A 19,027-nucleotide genomic window follows, 5' to 3' on the forward strand; every position below is an offset into this window, starting at 1 on the left:
GTAACAGCGCCGGGTGTTTACTGGAGAGAGAGATGGCAACAGCAGCAGTTCAGGCGCAAGCCGCAGCGACCCATGTCGACGTACTGATCGTGGGTGCAGGGGTTTCAGGGATCGGTTCGGCCTATCACCTGCAGGACCAGTGCCCGGGCAAGAGCTATGTTATCCTTGAGCGGATGGACACCTTTGGCGGCACCTGGGAAACCCACAAGTATCCCGGCGTGCGCTCTGACTCCGACCTTTACACCTTCGGATACCGCTTCAAGCCGTGGGTCGGCACGCCGATCGCTTCGGCCCAGGCGATCCTCGACTACATGAACGAGGTGATCCAGGAGAACGGGATCGACCGGCACATCCGTTATGGCCACACGATCACCAAGTGTTCGTGGGACAGCAAGACCAACCTCTGGACGGTGCTGGCGCGCCGCAAGTCGGATGGTGAAACTGTAACCTTCACCTGCAATTTCCTGTGGATGTGCCAGGGCTATTACGATCACGAAAAGCCCTATACGCCTGAATGGCCGGGCATGGACAAATACAAGGGCCTGCTGGTTCACGCCCAGCTGTGGGATCCCAAGATCGACTACAAGGGCAAGCGCGTGCTGGTGATCGGTTCGGGCGCGACCGCGGCCACCGTGATCCCCGAATTCGCCAAAGACGCGGCGCACGTCACCATGCTGCAGCGTTCGCCCACCTACTTCTATTGCGCCGAGAACAAGAACGAGCTGGCCGATCGCCTGCGCGAGATCGGGATCGACGAGCCCACCATCCACCGTGTCGTGCGCGCCCAGATCATGTATGATCAGGACCAGATGACGAAGCGCTGCATCGAAGAGCCCGACACCGTGTTCGAAGAGCTCAAGGAACTGATCCGCGCCTTTACCGGCAAGCCGGACTTCCAGTTCGAACCGCACTTCACGCCGAAGTATCGCCCCTGGCAGCAGCGCCTGGCGTTCTGCCCCGAAGGCGACATCTTCCGCGCGGCGGTCGAAGGCAAGCTCTCGGTGGTCACCGACACGCTCGAAACCTTCACCGAAAAGGGCGTGCGCACCGCCTCGGGCGAGGAAATCGAAGCCGACATTATCGTTGCGGCCACCGGCTTCAACCTGCTGATGATGGGCGGCATCCCGTTCGACGTCGATGGCAAGCCGGTCGATTGGCACGAAACCGTGAACTATCGCGGCATGATGTTCACCGGCGTGCCGAACATGGTCTGGGTGATGGGCTATTTCCGCGCCAGCTGGACCCTGCGCGTCGACATGCTGGGCGATTTCGTCTGCAACCTGCTCAAGCACATGGACGAACGGGGCGCCAAGCGCGTCGACGTTGCCCTGCGCGACGAGGACAAGGACATGCCGCTCTCCGACTGGATCGAGAATGACAACTTCAACCCCAGCTACCTGATGCGCGGGCTGAAGCTGATGCCCAAGCGCGGCGACAAGCCCGAATGGCGCCACAACCAGGATTACTGGGCCGAGCGCGAGCAGATCCCGCACATCGATCTCGAAGGCAGCGAATTCGTCTATGACGGGGTTCGCGCCGGCGCAAAGGTGGCGGAACCCGCCTGACCTTTCGCTAATCCTGAAAACAAGACGGCGGTGCTGATTGCCAGCGCCGCCGTTTTGCTTTTTAACGCCGCGCGATGAGCGACAAGACAATCTGGTGGGGCGGCACGCGCCCCGATCTCGACGCGATGACCCAGGGCGGGGCCGGTTCGATGAACGGCTGGCTGGGGATCGAATTCACCGACTGCGGCGATGACTGGATCCGGGCGCGGATGCCCGTGAACGAGCGCACCCGCCAGCCGTTCGGGCGGCTCCACGGCGGGGCCTCGGTCGCCTTTGCCGAAACGATCGGCTCGGTCGCGGCGGGCTGGTGCGTCGATCGCACGAAGTTCGTCGGCGTCGGCATGGAGATCAACGCCAACCACATCCGCCCGGCCTATGACGGCTGGGTCTATGCCACGGCGCGGGCCGAATCGCTGGGCCGCACGACCCAGGTCTGGACGATCCGGATCGAGGACGAGGCGGGCAAGCTGGTCTGCATTTCGCGCTTTACCGTCGCTGTGATCCCGCTGGAGCGCAAGTAAGGCGCGCCGCCAGCGGGTTGGACGCTCCGCCGGTTCAGCCCTGCGCGGCCTTCCAGTCGCGCTTGATCTTCTTCGCAAGGCTCCACTTGTGGACCTCGGTCGGGCCGTCATAGATCCGGAACGCGCGCACTTCGCGGAAAACCTGCTCGACGACGGTATATTCGGTCACGCCGCGCCCGCCCATTACCTGCACGCAGCGATCGGCGATGCGCATCAGGGCTTCGGACACCGCGACCTTGGCCATCGAGCTTTCCGCCGTGCCGAGCGAGCCGGTATCGAGCACCGAAGCGCACCAGGCGATCATCAGTTCGGCCTGCTTCAGGTCAATGAGGTTCTCGGCCAGCATGAAGCCGACGCCCTCGTGGTCGATCAGCGCCTTGCCGAAGGCGTGGCGGCGGTTGGCATAGTCGCTCGCGATTTCGTGGGCGCGCTGGCAGCAGCCGAGCCAGCGCATGCAGTGCGACAGCCGCGCCGGGGAAAGGCGCACCTGCGCATACTTGAAGCCTTCGCCCGCCTCGCCCAGCATCTGGTCGGCCGGAATGCGCAGGTTCTCGATCACCACCGTGGCGTGGCCGCCGGGCATCGAGCTGTCGATGGTGTTGGGCACGTGTTCGATGCGGATCGCGGGATCGGGCAGGTCGACCAGGAACATGCAGGCTCCGCCGCCCGCGGCGACGTCCTCGGCCTTGGCCATGACGATGCCGACAGTCGCGCCTTCCGCCCCGGTGATGAAGGCCTTGCGCCCGTTCACCACCCAGTGGTTGCCGTCCTGACGGCAGGTGGTCTGCATCATCGAGGGATCGCTGCCCGCCCCGCCTTCCAGCGCCGGTTCGGTCATGAAGAAGGCGCTGCGGGCGCGGCCTTCGACCAGCGGCTTCAGGAAACGTTCCTGGATTTCGGGGCTGCCGACCTTGCCCAAGAGGTACATGTTGCCCTCGTCAGGCGCCATGGTGTTGACCGCCAGCGGACCGAGCGGCGAAAGGCCCGATTTCTGCAGCACATAGGCCGTTTCCAGCTGGGTCAGGTGGCCGCCATCGGGCAGGATATGCGGCGTCAGCACCCCGGCCTTGCGGGCCAGGTCGCGCATTTCATAGACCAGTTCATCGAGCGGCGCGCCGTGGTGATCGCGGCGGGGATCGCGTTCATAGGGGATCACCACCTCGCGCACGAAGCGTTCGACCCGTTCCCCGATTTCCAGTGCGCGCTGCGTGGGCATCCTGTTCATTCCTTGTGCTTGCGAATCCCGGCATTGCCGTCCATCGTGCGATTTAACCGCGCGATTGAATTTGCGCTAAAGCAGACCGCCAGAAGAATTGGGAGAGGGAAATCCAGCAATGTTTGAAAAATTGACCCTGCCCTTGATGTGCGCGCCGATGAGCTTCGCCTCGTCGGTCGATCTTGCCACGGCTTGCGTGCGTTCCGGCGTGATCGCGGGCTGGCAGGGCGGCACCTACACCCCCTTCGACGAATTCAAACGTTACCTGGCCGCCCTGGCCGAAGCCGAAGGCGCGCCGCCGATCGTCAACCTGCCCAGCCGCATCGCCAGCGAGGAGACGGGCGAGGCCAAGCTGGCCCTGCTCGAAAAATACCGCGCGCCGCTGGTGCTCTCCAGCCTGGGCGATCCCTCGCGGCTGGTCGAGCGGGTCCACGGCTGGGGCGGGCGCGTGGTGCAGGACGTGACGACCATGCGCCACGCCGAAAAGGCACTGGAAGCCGGCGTCGACGGGCTGATGGTGACCTGCTCGGGCGCGGGCGGGCACACCGGGTTCCTAACCCCCTTTGCTTTCGTTCCCGCGGTGCGGCGGGTCTATGACGGGCTGCTGATCGTGGCGGGCGGGATCGCGGACGCGGCCGGGATCTATGGCGCGCTGGCGCTGGGCGGAGACATTGCCTGCATGGGCACGCGCTTTATCGCCACGCCCGAATCTGGCGTGGTCCAGGGCCACCGCGACATGATCGCCCATGCCGGGATCGACCGGATCGTCACTTCCTCCGCCATGAACGGCGTTCCCGCCAACTGGATCCGCGATTCGCTCGAGGCGGTCGGCCTCGATGCCGCGCAACTGGCGGGCGGCAAGATCGACATGCCCGAAGGCGTGCGCGCCTGGCGCGACACTTTCAGCGCCGGACAGAGCGTCGGCCTGATCGACGAAGTCGAGCCGGTCGCCAGCCTCACGACACGCCTCGCAACCGAATTCGCCGCCCTCGCCCCCCACGTGAAGTGGCGCGAGCGGCTGGCGGCCATCGAAAGCCAATGGAGCAACTGACATGAGCGATTATCCCCTGCCTTACACCAGCGACGATCTCAGCGGCCGCGTCGCCATCGTCACCGGCGCGTCGTCCGGCCTTGGCGCGCGCTTTGCCCGCGTGCTGGCGGCCAAGGGTGCCAAGGTTGCGCTCTGCGCGCGCCGGCTTGACCGGCTCGAAGCCCTTGCGGCCGAAATCAAGGCGGCGGGCGGCGAGGCCATTGCCGTGCAGATGGACGCAACCGACGCGGCCAGTCTGATCGCCGCCGTCGACGCGGCCGAGGCTGCGTTCGGCACGGTCGACATCCTGATCAACAACGCCGGGATGCCCGATGCCCAGCGCGCCCACAAGATGAGCATCGCGCTCGTCGACCAGGTGCTGGGCGTGAACCTGCGCGGGCCGTGGATCCTGGCCTGCGAAGTGGCCAAGCGCCTGATCGAGGCGAAAAAACCGGGCCGGATCGTCAACATCAGCTCGGTCGCGCACCTGCGCTATGACGGCAACGGCGCGGCGCTCTATGCCGTGACCAAGACCGCAATCGCCCGCATGACCGAGGCGCTGGCGGTGGAATGGGCGCCCTTCAACATCAACGTCAACGCCATCGCGCCGGGGATGTTCGTCTCGGAAATGACCGACGGGATGTTCGAGCGCATGGGCGGCAATCCCGCCGAACACCTGCCGCGCCGCCGCGTGCCGGTGCCCGAACAGATGGATTCGACCCTGCTCTACCTCGTCGCACCCGCCAGCGAATGCGTGACCGGCGCGACGATCCGCATCGACGACGGGCAAAGCTCGGTCGTCCGCGCGCGGCAGTGAGGACGCGGCGATGGGCATCACCCTCTTCGCCTTCAACACCGGGTGGTTCCAGTGCCGCCCGGGCTATTTCGTAGAAGGCGACGAGGGGGACTATCTGCGCGGCCCCGTTCCGGCCTACCTGATCGAGCATCCCAGTGGCCGGGCGCTGTTCGATACCGGCATGGGGGTGCGTTACCGGCGCGAGCTGGCCGACGCACTTCCTGCCAACAAGTTCGGACTGCAATGGTTCGAGGGGATGGACATCGCCACCCGGCTCAAGGCGATCGGGGTCGATCCGGCGAGCATCGACTGGATCGTCAATTCGCACCTCCACATCGACCACTGCGGCGGCAATGCGCTGATCCCCAATGCGACCGCGATCATCCAGCGCCGCGAATGGGCGGCGGCGAAGGGCAATCCCGAGCCGGGGCTGTACGAGGCGCTCGATTTCGACACCGGCCAGCCGGTCAAGCTGATCGACGGCGAACATGACCTGTTCGGCGACGGGACCGTGCGGATCGTCCCTACCTGGGGCCACACCCACGGCCACCAGAGCGTGATCGTGAAGCTGGCGCAGGGCGAAGTGCTGCTCGCCGGGGATTGCTGCTATACCGAGCGCAATCTCGACGTGATGGTCCTGCCCCGCGCCACGGCCGATGTGGAGCAGGGACTGCTGACTTTCGAACGGCTGGCGAAGGCGCGTGCCGGGGGCACGACGATCCTGTTCGGCCACGATGGCAAACAATGGGCGCACGTGAAGGAAAACGTGCAGTTTGATTTGGGGAAATGACCATGTTGGTAACAATTGAACGCGATGGCCCGGTGGCCGTGGTGACGATGAACCGCCCCGAGGCGATGAATGCGCTCTCGCGCGGGCTGCGGGCGGAACTGGCTGCAGCGATGGAAGCGGTCAATGCCGATCCCGAAGTACGCGCTGTGGTGCTCACCGGTGCGGGCACGCGCGCCTTCACCGCCGGGCTCGATCTCAAGGAGCTGGGCGTCGAGGGGCTGGGCGCGGCCAATGCCTCCGAACCGCTCGCCAATCCGGTGAAAGCCATCGAAATCTGCGCCAAGCCCGTTATCGGCGCGATCAACGGCGTCGCCATCACCGGCGGGTTCGAAGTGGCGCTGGCCTGCGACATCCTGATCGCTTCGGAAAACGCGCGCTTTGCCGATACCCACGCCCGCGTCGGGATCATGCCGGGCTGGGGCCTGTCGCAAAAGCTCTCGCGCCTGATCGGGATCAGCCGCGCCAAGGAGCTTTCGCTCTCGGGCAATTTCCTCGACGCCGATACCGCCTGCGCCTGGGGCCTGGTCAACCGCGTGGTCCCGGCTGACGAACTGCTGAACGCGGCAAAGAAACTCGCGGCCGACATCGCCACGGCCGATCCGGGCATGGTCCAGGCCTACAAGGCGCTGATCGACGAAGGCTTCGCTCTGCCCTTTGGCGAAGGCATGGCATTGGAACACGCGAAAAGCTCGGCCGCCAACAGCCAGGTGAACAAGGATGAAGTCGAAGCCCGCCGCCGCGCCGTAATGGAACGCGGCCGCGCGCAGAACTCCTAGCCGAACCGGCCGCTTACCCGCTCGGCCATATCCGGACCGACGCCGGCCGAATTGAACACTTCCCAGGCCAGCCCCGCTTCCAGCGGCAGGTCGGCCTGGGCGGTATAGAGCGCCTTGTAGGCCAGCACCGAATGGCGGCTCTGTGCCGCGATTGCGCGGGCCATGTCGCGGGTGCGCGCCTCGAGCTCGTCGTCGGGGACGCAGTGATTGGCAAGGCCGATCCGCGCGGCTTCGGCGCCGCTCACCGGCAGGCCGGTAAAGCTGATCTCGCGCGCCTTCCACTGGCCGACCCGGCGCGGCAGGCGCTGGCTCATCCCCCAGATCGGAACGAGCGCGAACTTGCCATGGGTATCCGCGAACGAGGCGCTTTCCCCCGCCAGGATGATGTCCCCGGCCAGCGCCAGCTCCAGCCCGCCGGTAAAGCAGCCGCCCTGCACGGCCACGATCACCGGCTGGGGCAGGTTCGCGAGCCGCGTGACGATGCTGGCCTGGTAATTGGCCCGGGGCGCCGCCACGCCCCGTTCCTTGAGGTCATTGCCCGCGCAGAACACCGGCCCCGCCGCACGCAGCACGACCACGCCGATCTTGTCGCGGGCATCCTCGATCCGCGCGATGTGCGCATCCAGCTCGCCCCACAGCGCCAGGTTCAGCGCATTGCGCTTGTCCGCGCGGTTGAGGGTCAGCGTGGCAACGCCGCCGTCCGCTTCGAAGGTTACCAGCTGGCTCATCTTGGACTCTCCCGATTGCTTTGAGTCCAGTTGACCATGCCAGCCCGCCGTGGCAAGGGCGCATCGCACCCGGGCGGGTGTAGCTCAATGGTAGAGCAGCAGCTTCCCAAGCTGAATACGAGGGTTCGATTCCCTTCACCCGCTCCAGCTGCCCTTTCCAGAAGCGCCCAGACCTTCTCGACAAACCCCCGAAAATCATTGTAAATCTGCGGTTATCGGTCCGCAAACTTCCCATGCCGTCCATGTGCAGCCCGACGAATTGAGGGCCATTGTGGGTGCGCCGCTTCTCCTTGCCTGCGAACCGATACTTCAAGCGCCAGAGTTTTGATCCTTTGGGGAAGACCTCAACGTAGAGCCCTTTGCCATCAGCCTCATTGACCGGCTTGTTGATCGCCCGAATCGCCCGGATTTCCGTGTCTTTGAGCGGCATTTGGGGGCATCGCCTTTCGCAGATTCACCCGCGAATTCCCGATATGACCCCAGACATGCCCCCAAATTGGGCGGATTGCGGGGGCACGCCAGCAATCGCCAAGCGACAATGGGAGACGATAAAGGGCAGATTTCTGCCGGTTTGTCGATAGTTTGGGGGATGCTCAGCCACAAGCAAATGGTGCCCAGAAGAGGACTCGAACCTCCACGCCGTTTCCAGCGCCGCCACCTGAAGACGGTGCGTCTACCAATTCCGCCATCTGGGCACGGGGCAGGGGGCCGAAGCGCCCGCTGCCGGGTAGGAGGGCGCCACTAGCGGGGGGCGGGGGGGCTTGTCAACGGCGAATCCGGCGCGCGGTGCCGATTGCAGGATTCAGGCGCGCGCGCCGCGGGTTATCATGCGCATCGCGGCGTGGCGCAGGGTTTCGAATGGGGGCGAGTTATCGAGCTTGCCGGCCATGCGCAGCATCACCAGCCCATGAATCGCCGCCCAATAGGCGTGGGCGATAAGATCGGCATCGCCCGTCAGCAGCCCCGCCTCGACCATGTCGCGGACATAACCGGTGAGCGTGCGGTTGGACCGCTGTTCGGCGCGGTGCAGTTCGGGCGACTTTTCGCCTTCGTCGAGCCCATTGGCAAACATCAGGCGGTAGGCGGCCGGTTCGTCCTGCGCGAACTGGACATAGGCATCGCCGATCGCGCGGCTGCGGTCCCACAGATCGTCCGTGCTGGCATGGGCGGCCTCGATCCGGTCGGAGAACCGGTCATGCGCCGCGATCCGCAGCGCATCGAGCAATTCGGCCTTGCTGGCGTAGTAGCGGTAGAGCGAAGCCGCCGTCCAGCCGAGCTCGGCCGCGATCGAGCGCAGCGAGATGGCGTCCGGGCCGTGCGCCGCGACGTGCCGCTCGGCCGCGGCGCGGATCCGCTCGCGCACGCCCAGCACCTGTTCCTCGGTCAGCAGCACAGCCATGCGCTTGCCATACTAAACGGTGTTCGTTATGCAAACTACTAAACAGTGTTTAGAACAGGAGAGAGGGCATGGCCGAAGGCTATCGGACGATCACGGTTGAAAAGCGCGGGCAGGTTGACTGGCTGACGCTGAACCGGCCCGAGGCGCTGAATTCGATCAATCTGGAAATGGTCGGCGAGCTCAACGACTACTTCGGCAAGCTCTATCACGATGGCTCGGTGCGCGTGGTGGTGATGCGCGGCGCGGGCAAGGCGTTCTGCGCCGGGCTCGACATCAAGGAGCATCACGACCGGGGCGAAGTGCCGTTCGGCGGCGGCTATGGCTTCCAGGGCTATCTCGCCGATGTCTACATCAAGATGCGGCGCTGCCCGCAGGTGATCGTCTCGCTCATCCACGGCCCGGCCTGCGGCGGCGGGTTCGCCTTCGCGCTGGCCAGCGATATCCGCATCGCAGGCGAATCGGCGCGGATGAACGCGGCCTTCATTCGCATCGGGCTGTCCTCGTGCGACATGGGGGTGAGCTATTTCCTCCCGCGCCTGGTCGGCGGCTCAATCGCGGCGGAATTGATGCTGACCGGCCGCTTCATCAAGGCAAGCCGCGCGCTCGCCGTGGGCCTCGTGGCCGAAGTCGTGCCCGACGACCAGCTGGAAGCCGCGGCCCAGCCGTGGATCGACGACCTGCTCCATGCCTCGCCGATGGGCCTGCGCATGACCAAGGAAGGCCTCGCCATGGCGATCGACGCGGGCAGCCTCGAAGCCGCGATGGCGATCGAGAACCGCAATCAGATAATGACCTCGCGGAGCGGCAACTTCGCCGAAGGCATGCGCGCCTTCATGGAAAAGCGCGCGCCCAACTACGCCCCTGAATAATCAGCAGGACAACGCCCGATGAACGCCCAGACTGCCGTTAACGAGCCCGGCCTCGAAAAGTATCCGCACGTCTTCTCGCCGCTGAAGGTCGGCCATACGACGATCCGCAACCGCATCCTGATGGGTTCGATGCACACGGGCCTTGAAGATGTGCCCAATGCGGCCGAACGCCTGTCGGCCTACTTCGTCGAGCGCGCCAAGGGCGGGGTCGGGATGATCATCACCGGCGGGATCACCCCGCACCCCTCGGGCGGCAAGGGCGCGAAGCTGTCCGAGCCTTCGGAAGTGGCGTTGCACCGGCAGGTGACCAACGCGGTCCACGCCGCCAGCCCGGATGTGAAGATCTGCATGCAGATTCTCCATTCCGGTCCGCTTGCCCATACGCCCGAATGCGTCGCGCCTTCGCCGGTCAAGTCGCGGATCGGGGCCTATACCCCGCGCGAACTCGACGAGGACGGGATCGAGGAACAGATCGCCGCCTTCGCCAACTGCGCCGCACTGGCCAAGCAGGCGGGCTATGACGGGGTCGAGATCATCGGTTCGGCCGGCTACCTCATTTCCACCTTCCTGGTGCAGAAGACCAACCTGCGCACCGACCAGTGGGGCGGTTCGTGGGAAAACCGGATGCGCTTCCCGGTCGAGGTGGTGCGCCGGGTGCGCGCCGCCGTGGGGCCCGACTTCATCCTGGTGTTCCGCATTTCCGCGATGGACATGCTGCAGGAAGGCCTTGCCTGGGACGAAGTGGTGAGCCTTGCCAAAGCGCTCGAGGCCGAGGGCGTGGACGTCATCTCCACCCACTTCTGCTGGCATGAAAGCTTCGTGCCGACCATCGCCACGATGGTCCCGCGCGCGGCCTTTGCCGGGGTAACCGGGCGGCTCAGGAAGGAGCTGTCGATCCCGCTGATCACCTCCAACCGCATCAACATGCCCGATGTTGCCGAAGCCGTGCTGGCGCGCGGCGATGCCGACATCGTTTCGATGGCGCGCCCGATGCTGGCCGATCCGGATCTGGTCAACAAGGCCCGCGAAGGCCGCGAGGACGAGATCAATACCTGCATCGGCTGCAACCAGGCCTGCCTTGATCACACCTTCACGGGCAAGCTCACCTCGTGCCTGGTCAATGCCCGCGCTTGCCGCGAGACCGAGCTGAACTTCCCCGCCGTGGCCGCGCCCAAGCGGATCGCGGTGGTCGGCGCGGGGCCGGCAGGCCTGGCCTTTGCGACGCTGGCGGCGCAGCGCGGCCACAAGGTCACGCTGTTCGATGCCGGGTCCGAAATCGGCGGCCAGTTCAACCTCGCCAAGCGCATTCCGGGCAAGGAAGAGTTCTACGAAACGCTGCGTTACTTCGCGCGCGAGATCGAGGTGACCGGGGTCGAGCTGAAGCTGGGTACCCGCGTCGATGCCGCAGCCCTCAAGGCGGCGGGCTTCGACGAAGTGGTGATCGCCACCGGGATCGAACCGCGCAAGCCCGCGGTCGAAGGGATCGATCACCCCAAGGCGGTCGGCTATATCGACGTGATCCGGGGCAATGCCAAGGTCGGCAAGAAGGTGGCGATCATGGGCGCGGGCGGGATCGGCTTCGACGTCGCCGAGCTCATCACCCACGAAGGCAAGTCGGCCGCGCTCGACATCGATGTCTTCGCCATGGAATGGGGGATCGACTTCAAGAACCACCCGCGCGGCGGCGTCACCGGGGTCGAGCCGGTTGTCGCCCGCAACGAGCGCGAGGTGGTGCTGCTCCAGCGCAAGACCAGTGCGGTCGGCAAGGGGCTGGGACGCACCACGGGGTGGACCCACCGCATCACCCTGCAGCGCCGCGGCGTGCAGATGATCGCGGGCGTCGAATACCTCAAGATCGACGATGCGGGGCTTCATTGCACGGTCGGCGGCGAACCGACCCTGTTCGAGGTCGACACCGTGATCGTCTGCGCAGGGCAGGAACCGGCGCGCGGCCTGCACGACGAACTGGCGGCAGCAGGGGTGTCCTCGCACCTCATCGGCGGGGCGCTCGAAGCGGGCGAACTCGATGCCAAGCGGGCGATCCTGCAGGCATCGGAGCTGGCAGCCGCGATCTGATTTCGCCGCTGCGCGTGCGGCAGGGTCTTCACAAGGCTGTGAATCCCTGCCTAATCGCCACCAACCGATTCAGGAGAGGACCAGAGGGCCATGCGCCAGTTCACCGAAGACCAGATCATGTTCCGCGATGCCTATCGCAAGTTCCTGGAGGCGGAAATCGCGCCGCACATGGAAGGATGGCGCGAGGCCGGGATCGTCGATCGCAGCGCCTTCGAGAAGGCGGGCGATCTTGGCTTCCTGATGATCTGGCCGGACGAAAAGTATGGCGGGATGGGCGACACGGATTTCCGCTATGAGCAGATCATCATCGAGGAAACCGCCCGCGCCGGCTGCAAGCAGTTCTACAACACCTTGCACAGCCGCCTGGTCGGCCCCTATTTCCAGCGCTTCGGCAGCGAGGAACAGCGCCAGCGCTTCCTGCCCAAGTGCGTCGCGGGCGAGACGATCCTGGCCATCGCCATGACCGAGCCGGGCGCGGGATCGGACCTGGCAGGAATGCGCACCAATGCGCAGGACATGGGCGATCACTGGCTGCTCAATGGGTCCAAGACCTATATTTCGAACGGGATCAACGCCGACGTGGTGATCGTGGCCGCCAAGGTGGCGGGCGCGGAAAAGAAGCATTCGATGGTGCTGCTGATCCTCGAGCGCGGGATGGAAGGGTTCGAGCGCGGCCGCAACCTCAAGAAGATGGGGATGCCCGCGCAGGACACCGCCGAGCTGTTCTTCAACAACGTCAAGGTGCCCAAGGCCAACCAGCTGGGCGAGGCCGGCAAGGGTTTCTACTACCTGATGGAAGGCCTCGCCGAGGAACGCCTGATCTCGGCCGTGGGCTGCGCCGCCAATGCGCGCAAGGCCTTCGACATCACCCGCGATTACGTCTCGCAGCGGCAGATCTTCGGCGCGCCGCTGGCCGAACAGCAGAACACCCAGTTCCGCATGGCCGAGATGGATACCGAGATCGAACTGGCGCAGGTCTATATCGACCACTGCGTTGCCGCGCACAACGCCGGGCAGCTGACCAGCAACATGGGCGCCAAGGCCAAGATGGTCGCCTCCGAAGTCGAGTGGAAGATGCTCGACCTTGGCGTGCAACTCCACGGCGGGGCGGGCTTCATGGACGAATACCCGATCAGCCGGATGTTCTCCGATGCGCGCATCAACCGCATCCTGGCCGGCTCGAGCGAAGTCATGCGCCTGATCATCGGGCGCGACGTGTTCTCGCAGAAATACCAGAGCCTGTTCGACTGATCAGAAGGGCCCCTCCGGCCCCGGCTTGCACCTCCCCCCGCTTGCGCTAGGTTGGCCGGGGGGAGAGCAATCCCATGAGCTTGACTGCCGCCGGCCTGCTTGCGCTGGCGTTGATCCTGGTGCTGTTTGCAATCGCCGCGCTGGTCGAGGCGCGGGGGCCTGCGCTGGCAGGGCGCAAGCGGCTGCGCCACGGCGCCTATATGCTGGCGCTGGGGGTCTACTGCTCGAGCTGGACTTTCTACGGCGCGGTTGGCAGCGCAGTGCGCGATGGCTGGTCCTACCTGCCGATCTATGCCGCACCGATCCTGTTGCTGCTGGCCGCGCCGCGCTTTCTTGCCCGGCTGACCCAGGCCGTCGCCGAGGAACAGGCCACCACCGTATCCGACTTCATCGCCGCCCGCTTCGGAGGCGACGTGGTCGTGGCCCGGCTGGTGACGATAATCGCGCTGCTCGGCACCATTCCCTATGTTGCCCTGCAGCTGCGCTCGATCGGCGATGCCATGGGAATCGTTTCGGGGCGGCCGGTCGAAGCCGGGGTAATGGTGGTTGCCGCCTTGCTGCTGGCCCTGTTCGCGGCCCTGTTCGGTGCCCGCCGCTATGAGCTGGCGGGCCGCAGCGAAGGGCTGGTCTATGCGATCGGGCTCGATTCCCTGTTCAAGCTCGCGGCCCTTGCCGCCGTCGCGATCCTGGCGGTCGCAGTGCTGCTCACCCGCAACGATCCCGCGGCAGTGGGGATCGGCCTGTCCCATCTCGCCGAGCGGTTCCGCCCCGAACGCCTGTCGCTCGACGTGGCTGTAATCTTCCTGATCTCGATGACCGCGATCATCGCCCTGCCCCGCCAGTTCTACATGGGACTGGTGGAAGCGCAGGACGGCGACGACCTGGTTCGCGCGCGGTTCGGCCTTGCCGCCTATCTTGCACTGATGGCGCTGCTGGTGCTGCCCATCGCGCTTGCCGGGGCCACCCTGCTTGGCAAGGATGCCGTGCCCGATCTCTACGTCCTGCAGCTTCCGGCAATGGCCGATGGCAGGTTGGTGGTGGCCATCGCCTTGCTCGGCGGGGTCAGCGCGGCTGCGTCGATGGCGATTGTCGACACCACGGCACTGGCGACGATGGTCTCCAACGACCTCGTCTTCCCGAGCGTGCTGCGCAGCCGGACCAGTCCGGCCGAAGGTGCAATCGGCCGCTCGATGCTGATCGTGCGGCGGTTTTCGATCCTCGGGATCATGCTGCTGGCGCTGGCCTGGGCCCTGCTGGTTTCGCGCAGCAACTCGCTCGCCTCGATCGGCCTGATCGCCTTTGCCGCCATGGCCCAGTTCACGCCGCACCTGCTGCTGGCAACTTACGGCAACGGGCGGGATCCCCTCGCGGCACGGGCCAGCCTCGCCACCGGCCTGGCCTTGTGGCTCTACACGCTGGCGCTGCCGCCGATCATGCCGCAGAGCTGGCTTGCCGCGCTGGACGAAACTGTGCTCGACCCGCTGCGGCTGCTGGGTATCGGCAGCGCTTCACCGCTGGTCCACGGGGTGGTGTGGAGCCTTGGAGCCAACCTGCTGGTCTATGGCTTGCTGACCGCGCGCGGGCTGACCGCGCCGACCATTCCCGGGTTTCTGCGCGGTTCGCGCCAGGTCACCGACCTTGGCGACCTCGCCGATCTGACGGCCAGTTTCGTCGGGCGCGAACGGGTTCAGGCCGAACTGCCGCTGGCGCGCAAGGGCCAGCCAATCGACCGCCGCTCGGCCAAGCGCGCGCAGGAACTGATCGCCAGCGTGGTCGGCACCTCATCGGCCCGCGCACTGGTCACTTCAGCGCTCGCGGGCGGCACCATGAGCCTGCCCGAAGTCACCCGCCTGCTGGACGAAGGCGGGCAGAGCCTGCGCTTCTCGCGCCAGCTCCTGGCGGCGACTTTCGAAAACGTCGATGCCGGGATCAGCGTGGTCGATGCCGAGATGAACCTGGTGGCATGGAACACCCGCTATCTCGAGATCTTCAACTACCCGCCGGGACTGGTGCGGGTCGGCACGCCGGTGGCAGACCTCATCCGACACAATGCGCTGCGCGGCGATTTCGGCCCCGGCGACACCGAATTTCACGTTGCCAAGCGGCTCGGCCATATGCGGCGCGGGCAGGAACACAGCTTTGAACGCAAGCGCAACGACGGGCGCGTGATCAAGACCGTTGGCGGGCCGATGCCCGGCGGCGGTTATGTGATGAGCTTCACCGACATCACCGCCGAAGCCGGCATGCGCGAAGAGCTGCGCCGCACGCTCGACGAGCTCGAACTGCGCGTCAGCGAGCGTACCCGCGAACTGTCCGAGGCCAACCGCCGTCTCGCCAAGTCGGACCGGGAGAAGACCCGCTTCCTTGCCGCCGCCAGTCACGATCTGCTCCAGCCGCTCCATGCCGCACGGCTGTTCACCGCCGCGCTTGGACGCGATGTCGCTGAAGGCGGGCGGATGCTGGTCCACCGCGTCGAAGGCGCGATCGTGGCCGCCGAAGACCTGCTGCGGGCGCTCCTCGATATCTCCAAGCTCGATGCCGGCGGGGTGACGCCCAAGCCCGAAGCGATCAGCCTGAAGGCGTTCCTAGGCGACCTCACCGAAAGCTTCCGCCCGCTGGCCGAGGAGAAGGGGCTTGAGATGCGCCTCGGCGCCGCACCCGGCATGGTGATGACCGATCCGGGCCTGCTGCGTTCGGTGATGCAAAATTTCCTCACCAATGCGGTGCGCTATACGCCCCACGGCGGCGTGCTGATCGGCAGCCGCCGCCGGGGCGATGAATGGCGGATCGATGTGGTCGACAGCGGAGTCGGGATCGAGCCCGATCAGCTCGATGCGATCTTCGGTGAATTCACCCGGCTCGGCCAGGTCGAGGTCGAAGGGCTGGGGCTGGGGCTGGCGCTGGTCGAACGCATCGCCCGCCTGCTCGGCGGACGGGTCGATGTCGCCTCGGTTCCGGGCAAGGGCAGCCGCTTCAGCCTGATCCTGCCCGCGCTGGAACAGGACAGTCCCCGCACCGTCCCCCAGCGCGAGGGGATTCCGCCCGCCCCGGTGCGTGCGCTGCGCGTGCTGGTGATCGACAACGACGCCCTGATCGTTGAGGCGAGCTGCGCCCTGCTCGAAGGGCTGGGGCACACTCCGCTGGGTGCGGGCAACAGCCGCACCGCGCTGGCGCTGTGCGGCCATGCCGATGCCGTGCTGGCCGATTACCAGCTTGACGACGGTGAGGACGGCCTCACCCTGATTGCACAGATCCACGCGCGCCGCCCCGGCTTGCCCGCGCGGCTGATCACCGCCGAATCCGGTATCGCGATGCACCAGCGCGCGGCGGAAATGGGGATCGTGATCCTCGCCAAGCCGGTTGATCCGGCGGCGATCGAACGCTTTCTGGCCGAAGCCTCAGTGGCGCAGATCGAGCCCTAGCGAACGCGCCACCAGGGCTGCCTGGGTGCGGTTGCGCACGTCAAGCTTGCGCATGATCGCGGTCATGTGGGCCTTTACCGTGGCCTCGCTCATACCCAGCGAATGGGCGATCTGCTTGTTGAGCTGGCCTTCGAGCACCGCCAGCAACACCTTGAGCTGGGTCGGGGTGAGCCCGGCCACGGTCTCGCGAATCTCGTCCTCGGGCTGCGCCGTGACGGCCGGCGCCGCGCGGGCTGCGCCGCTGATCGCGCGGGCAATCGCGTCCTCGATCGCGCCGAGATCGGAATCCTTGCGCAGGAAGCCGATTGCGCCGAACGCGCGCACTTCATCTGCCGCCGCCGCGCCTTCCGCGCTGGAGACGACCAGAATCGGCACGGCGGGCCGCTCGGCGTGAAGCAGCGCGATGCCAGAGTAGCCGACCGCACCCGGCATCTTGAGGTCAAGCAGGATCAGCTTGAGCCCTTCGGCCGTTTCCAGCGCGCGGGCGGCACCCGCCAGTGTCCCCGCCTCGATCACCCGCGCCTGCGGCAGTACCCGGCTTACCGCCAGGGCCAAGGCCTGGCGGAACAGCGGGTGATCGTCGGCGATGAGGACGGTTTCGGTCACGCCTTCTCCAGTTGCGGCCTGTTGGCCAGGAGATGGTCCACAACCGAAGGATCGGCAAGAGTGGACGTATCACCAAGATTGCTGACGTCGTTTTCACCGATCTTGCGCAGGATGCGGCGCATGATCTTGCCCGAACGGGTCTTGGGCAGGCCGGGGGCGAACTGGATCACGTCAGGCGTGGCGATGGGGCCGATTTCATGGCGCACCCACTGAATCAGTTCCTTGCGCAGCGCCTCGTCCGGTTCGACATCGGCATTGGTGGTGACGAAGGCATAGATGCCCTGGCCCTTGATGTCATGCGGCATGCCCACCACGGCGGCTTCGGCAACCTTGGCGTGGGCAACCAGCGCGCTTTCGATTTCGGCCGTGCCCATGCGGTGGCCTGAGACGTTGATCACGTCGTCGATCCGGCCGGTGATCCAGTAATAACCGTCTTCGTCGCGGCGGCAGCCGTCACCGGTGAAATAAACGCCCTTGAAGGTGCTGAAATAGGTCTGGAAGAAGCGCTCGTGATCGCCCCAGACGGTGCGCATCTGCCCCGGCCAGCTGTCGGTCACGACCAGGCAGCCATCGCCCGCCCCTTCGATTTCCACCCCTTCGTTGTCGACCAGCATCGGCTTCACCCCGAAGAACGGCCGGGTGGCCGAACCGGGCTTCAAACCGGTCGCGCCGGGCAGCGGGGTGATCATCGTGCCGCCGGTCTCGGTCTGCCACCAGGTGTCGACGATCGGGCAGCGCCCCTCGCCCACCACCTTGTGATACCATTCCCAGGCTTCGGGATTGATCGGTTCGCCGACCGAGCCGAGCAGGCGCAGGGTCTTGCGGCTGGTCTTCGCCACCCATTCGTCGCCCTCGCGCATCAGCGCGCGCAGCGCGGTGGGGGCGCCATAGAAGATTTCGACGCCGAACTTGTCGACCACCTGCCAGAACCGGCTGGGATCGGGGAAGTTGGGTACGCCTTCGAACATCACGGTCGTCGCGCCGTTCATCAGCGGGCCGTAGACGACATAGGAGTGGCCCGTGACCCAGCCGATGTCGGCGGCGCACCAGTAGATCTGCCCCGGGCGGTAATCGAACACGTACTGGTGGGTGATCGAGGCCCAGACCGCATAGCCCCCGGTGGTGTGGAGCACGCCCTTGGGCTTGCCGGTCGAGCCCGAGGTATAGAGGATGAACAGCGGATCTTCCGCGTTCATTTCCTCCGGCTCGCAATGCGCGGACTGGGCCGAGATCGCCTCGGCCCAGTCCACGTCGCGACCCTGCACCATGGGCACGGCGGCCCCGGTGCGGGAAAGGACGATAACGGTATCGACTGCCGGGCAATGGGTGAGCGCCTCGTCGACATTGGCTTTGAGCGGCACCTTCTTGCCGCCGCGCAGGCCTTCGTCGGCGGTGAGCACGATGCGGCTGTCGCAATCCTCGATCCGGCCCGCGAGCGCCTCGGGGCTGAAACCGGCAAAGACGATCGAATGGATTGCCCCGATCCGCGCGCAGGCGAGCATGGCCACCGCTGCTTCGGGCACCATCGGCAGGTAGATGGTGACGCGGTCACCCTTCTTCACGCCGCGGCTTTTGAGCACATTGGCAAAGCGGCAGACGTCATCGTGCAGCTGGCGATAGGTGATGCGGCGTTCGGCATCGGCCGGATCGTCCGGCTCCCACAGGATCGCCACCGTGTCGCCGCGTTCGGCCAGATGCCGATCAAGCGCATTGGCGCAGAGATTGAGCGTGCCGTCGGCAAACCATTCGATCCCGAAGTCGGCTTCGTGGAAGCTGGTGCGCTTGACCTGGGTGAAGGGCTTTATCCAGTCGATCCGCTGCGCCTCCGCGCGCCAGAAGGCATCCGGGTCCGTCACCGAGGCGCGGTACATCTCGTGATAGCGATCCTCGTTGATCAAGGCGCTGTCGGCCCAATCGGCGGGTACGGGATAGAGGGCTTCGGCCATGTCAGGTTCCTCTCCGGAATACGTGCTTTGGCACGA

Annotated in this window: 15 protein-coding genes, 2 tRNA genes and 1 pseudogene; 11 read left to right on the forward strand and 7 right to left on the reverse strand. The window is 65.9% G+C overall.

Features of this window, described 5'->3' with window-relative positions; translation table 11 throughout:
• The first annotated feature begins 32 nt into the window (after positions 1 to 32).
• Both ACE3SN_RS08330 and ACE3SN_RS08335 read left to right on the forward strand, forming a co-directional pair.
• Positions 33 to 1,565: a flavin-containing monooxygenase gene (locus ACE3SN_RS08330; protein ID WP_374529156.1), complete on the forward strand. Its 1,533-nt coding sequence runs from the start codon at positions 33 to 35 to the stop codon at positions 1,563 to 1,565.
• Positions 1,566 to 1,639: 74 nt separating this feature from the next.
• A complete protein-coding gene (locus tag ACE3SN_RS08335) occupies positions 1,640 to 2,086 on the forward strand; it encodes a hotdog fold thioesterase (RefSeq protein WP_374529157.1) in 447 nt (148 codons plus the stop codon).
• A gap of 34 nt (positions 2,087 to 2,120) precedes the next feature.
• Here ACE3SN_RS08335 and ACE3SN_RS08340 read toward each other — a convergent pair whose 3' ends face one another.
• On the reverse strand, positions 2,121 to 3,302 hold the full coding sequence (locus ACE3SN_RS08340; protein ID WP_374529159.1) for an acyl-CoA dehydrogenase family protein: 1,182 nt from the start codon (positions 3,300 to 3,302) through the stop codon (positions 2,121 to 2,123).
• Positions 3,303 to 3,420: 118 nt separating this feature from the next.
• On the opposite strand from ACE3SN_RS08340, the gene ACE3SN_RS08345 reads away from it, so the two are divergent.
• From ACE3SN_RS08345 to ACE3SN_RS08360, 4 genes are read left to right on the forward strand one after another with little or no spacing between them, the layout of a single operon-like run.
• On the forward strand, positions 3,421 to 4,353 hold the full coding sequence (locus ACE3SN_RS08345; RefSeq protein WP_374529161.1) for an NAD(P)H-dependent flavin oxidoreductase: 933 nt from the start codon (positions 3,421 to 3,423) through the stop codon (positions 4,351 to 4,353).
• A gap of 1 nt (position 4,354) precedes the next feature.
• Complete coding sequence (locus ACE3SN_RS08350) at positions 4,355 to 5,149, forward strand: SDR family NAD(P)-dependent oxidoreductase (protein ID WP_374529163.1); 795 nt, start codon at positions 4,355 to 4,357, stop codon at positions 5,147 to 5,149.
• Positions 5,150 to 5,159: 10 nt separating this feature from the next.
• On the forward strand, positions 5,160 to 5,918 hold the full coding sequence (locus tag ACE3SN_RS08355; protein ID WP_374529165.1) for an N-acyl homoserine lactonase family protein: 759 nt from the start codon (positions 5,160 to 5,162) through the stop codon (positions 5,916 to 5,918).
• 2 nt (positions 5,919 to 5,920) lie between these two features.
• Positions 5,921 to 6,694, forward strand: coding sequence for an enoyl-CoA hydratase (locus ACE3SN_RS08360; protein ID WP_374529167.1), 774 nt, complete (start codon positions 5,921 to 5,923; stop codon positions 6,692 to 6,694).
• Here ACE3SN_RS08360 and ACE3SN_RS08365 read toward each other — a convergent pair.
• The gene (locus ACE3SN_RS08365) at positions 6,691 to 7,422 is read right to left on the reverse strand and encodes an enoyl-CoA hydratase/isomerase family protein (RefSeq protein WP_374529169.1); all 732 of its coding nucleotides are present in this window, start codon (positions 7,420 to 7,422) and stop codon (positions 6,691 to 6,693) included. The genes ACE3SN_RS08360 and ACE3SN_RS08365 overlap by 4 nt on opposite strands.
• A gap of 73 nt (positions 7,423 to 7,495) precedes the next feature.
• Here ACE3SN_RS08365 and ACE3SN_RS08370 point away from each other — a divergent pair.
• A tRNA-Gly gene (locus ACE3SN_RS08370) sits at positions 7,496 to 7,569 on the forward strand.
• Between the two features lie 139 nt (positions 7,570 to 7,708).
• Here ACE3SN_RS08370 and ACE3SN_RS08375 read toward each other — a convergent pair.
• From ACE3SN_RS08375 to ACE3SN_RS08385, 3 genes and pseudogenes are all read right to left on the reverse strand, one after another.
• Positions 7,709 to 7,852 (reverse strand): annotated as a pseudogene (locus tag ACE3SN_RS08375) (Arm DNA-binding domain-containing protein); the annotation flags it as partial.
• Positions 7,853 to 8,030: 178 nt separating this feature from the next.
• Positions 8,031 to 8,117 (reverse strand) — tRNA-Leu (locus ACE3SN_RS08380).
• A 107-nt stretch (positions 8,118 to 8,224) separates the two neighbouring features.
• Complete coding sequence (locus tag ACE3SN_RS08385) at positions 8,225 to 8,821, reverse strand: TetR/AcrR family transcriptional regulator (RefSeq protein WP_374529171.1); 597 nt, start codon at positions 8,819 to 8,821, stop codon at positions 8,225 to 8,227.
• A 68-nt stretch (positions 8,822 to 8,889) separates the two neighbouring features.
• Here ACE3SN_RS08385 and ACE3SN_RS08390 point away from each other — a divergent pair, with 68 nt between their 5' ends.
• The 4 genes from ACE3SN_RS08390 (at position 8,890) to ACE3SN_RS08405 (ending at position 16,439) form a co-directional block, all read left to right on the forward strand.
• Complete coding sequence (locus tag ACE3SN_RS08390) at positions 8,890 to 9,690, forward strand: enoyl-CoA hydratase/isomerase family protein (protein ID WP_374529173.1); 801 nt, start codon at positions 8,890 to 8,892, stop codon at positions 9,688 to 9,690.
• Positions 9,691 to 9,708: 18 nt separating this feature from the next.
• Entirely contained in the window at positions 9,709 to 11,766 is a 2,058-nt protein-coding gene (locus tag ACE3SN_RS08395) for an FAD-dependent oxidoreductase (RefSeq protein WP_374529174.1), read from the forward strand.
• Positions 11,767 to 11,856: 90 nt separating this feature from the next.
• On the forward strand, positions 11,857 to 13,017 hold the full coding sequence (locus ACE3SN_RS08400; RefSeq protein WP_374529176.1) for an acyl-CoA dehydrogenase family protein: 1,161 nt from the start codon (positions 11,857 to 11,859) through the stop codon (positions 13,015 to 13,017).
• 74 nt (positions 13,018 to 13,091) lie between these two features.
• Positions 13,092 to 16,439: a PAS-domain containing protein gene (locus ACE3SN_RS08405; protein ID WP_374529178.1), complete on the forward strand. Its 3,348-nt coding sequence runs from the start codon at positions 13,092 to 13,094 to the stop codon at positions 16,437 to 16,439.
• On the opposite strand, the gene ACE3SN_RS08410 is transcribed toward ACE3SN_RS08405, so the two are convergent.
• Together ACE3SN_RS08410 and acs are read right to left on the reverse strand one after the other, a co-directional pair.
• Positions 16,416 to 17,045, reverse strand: a complete 630-nt coding sequence (locus tag ACE3SN_RS08410; protein WP_374529180.1) for a response regulator transcription factor — start codon at positions 17,043 to 17,045, stop codon at positions 16,416 to 16,418. The two genes, ACE3SN_RS08405 and ACE3SN_RS08410, sit on opposite strands and share 24 nt — an antisense overlap.
• A complete protein-coding gene (gene acs, locus ACE3SN_RS08415; protein ID WP_374529182.1) occupies positions 17,042 to 18,991 on the reverse strand; it encodes an acetate--CoA ligase in 1,950 nt (649 codons plus the stop codon). The genes ACE3SN_RS08410 and acs overlap by 4 nt, the downstream gene beginning before the upstream one ends.
• Between the last annotated feature and the right edge of the window lie 36 nt (positions 18,992 to 19,027).

This window comes from Novosphingobium sp. (assembly GCF_041915465.1).
Lineage (GTDB): Bacteria > Pseudomonadota > Alphaproteobacteria > Sphingomonadales > Sphingomonadaceae > Novosphingobium.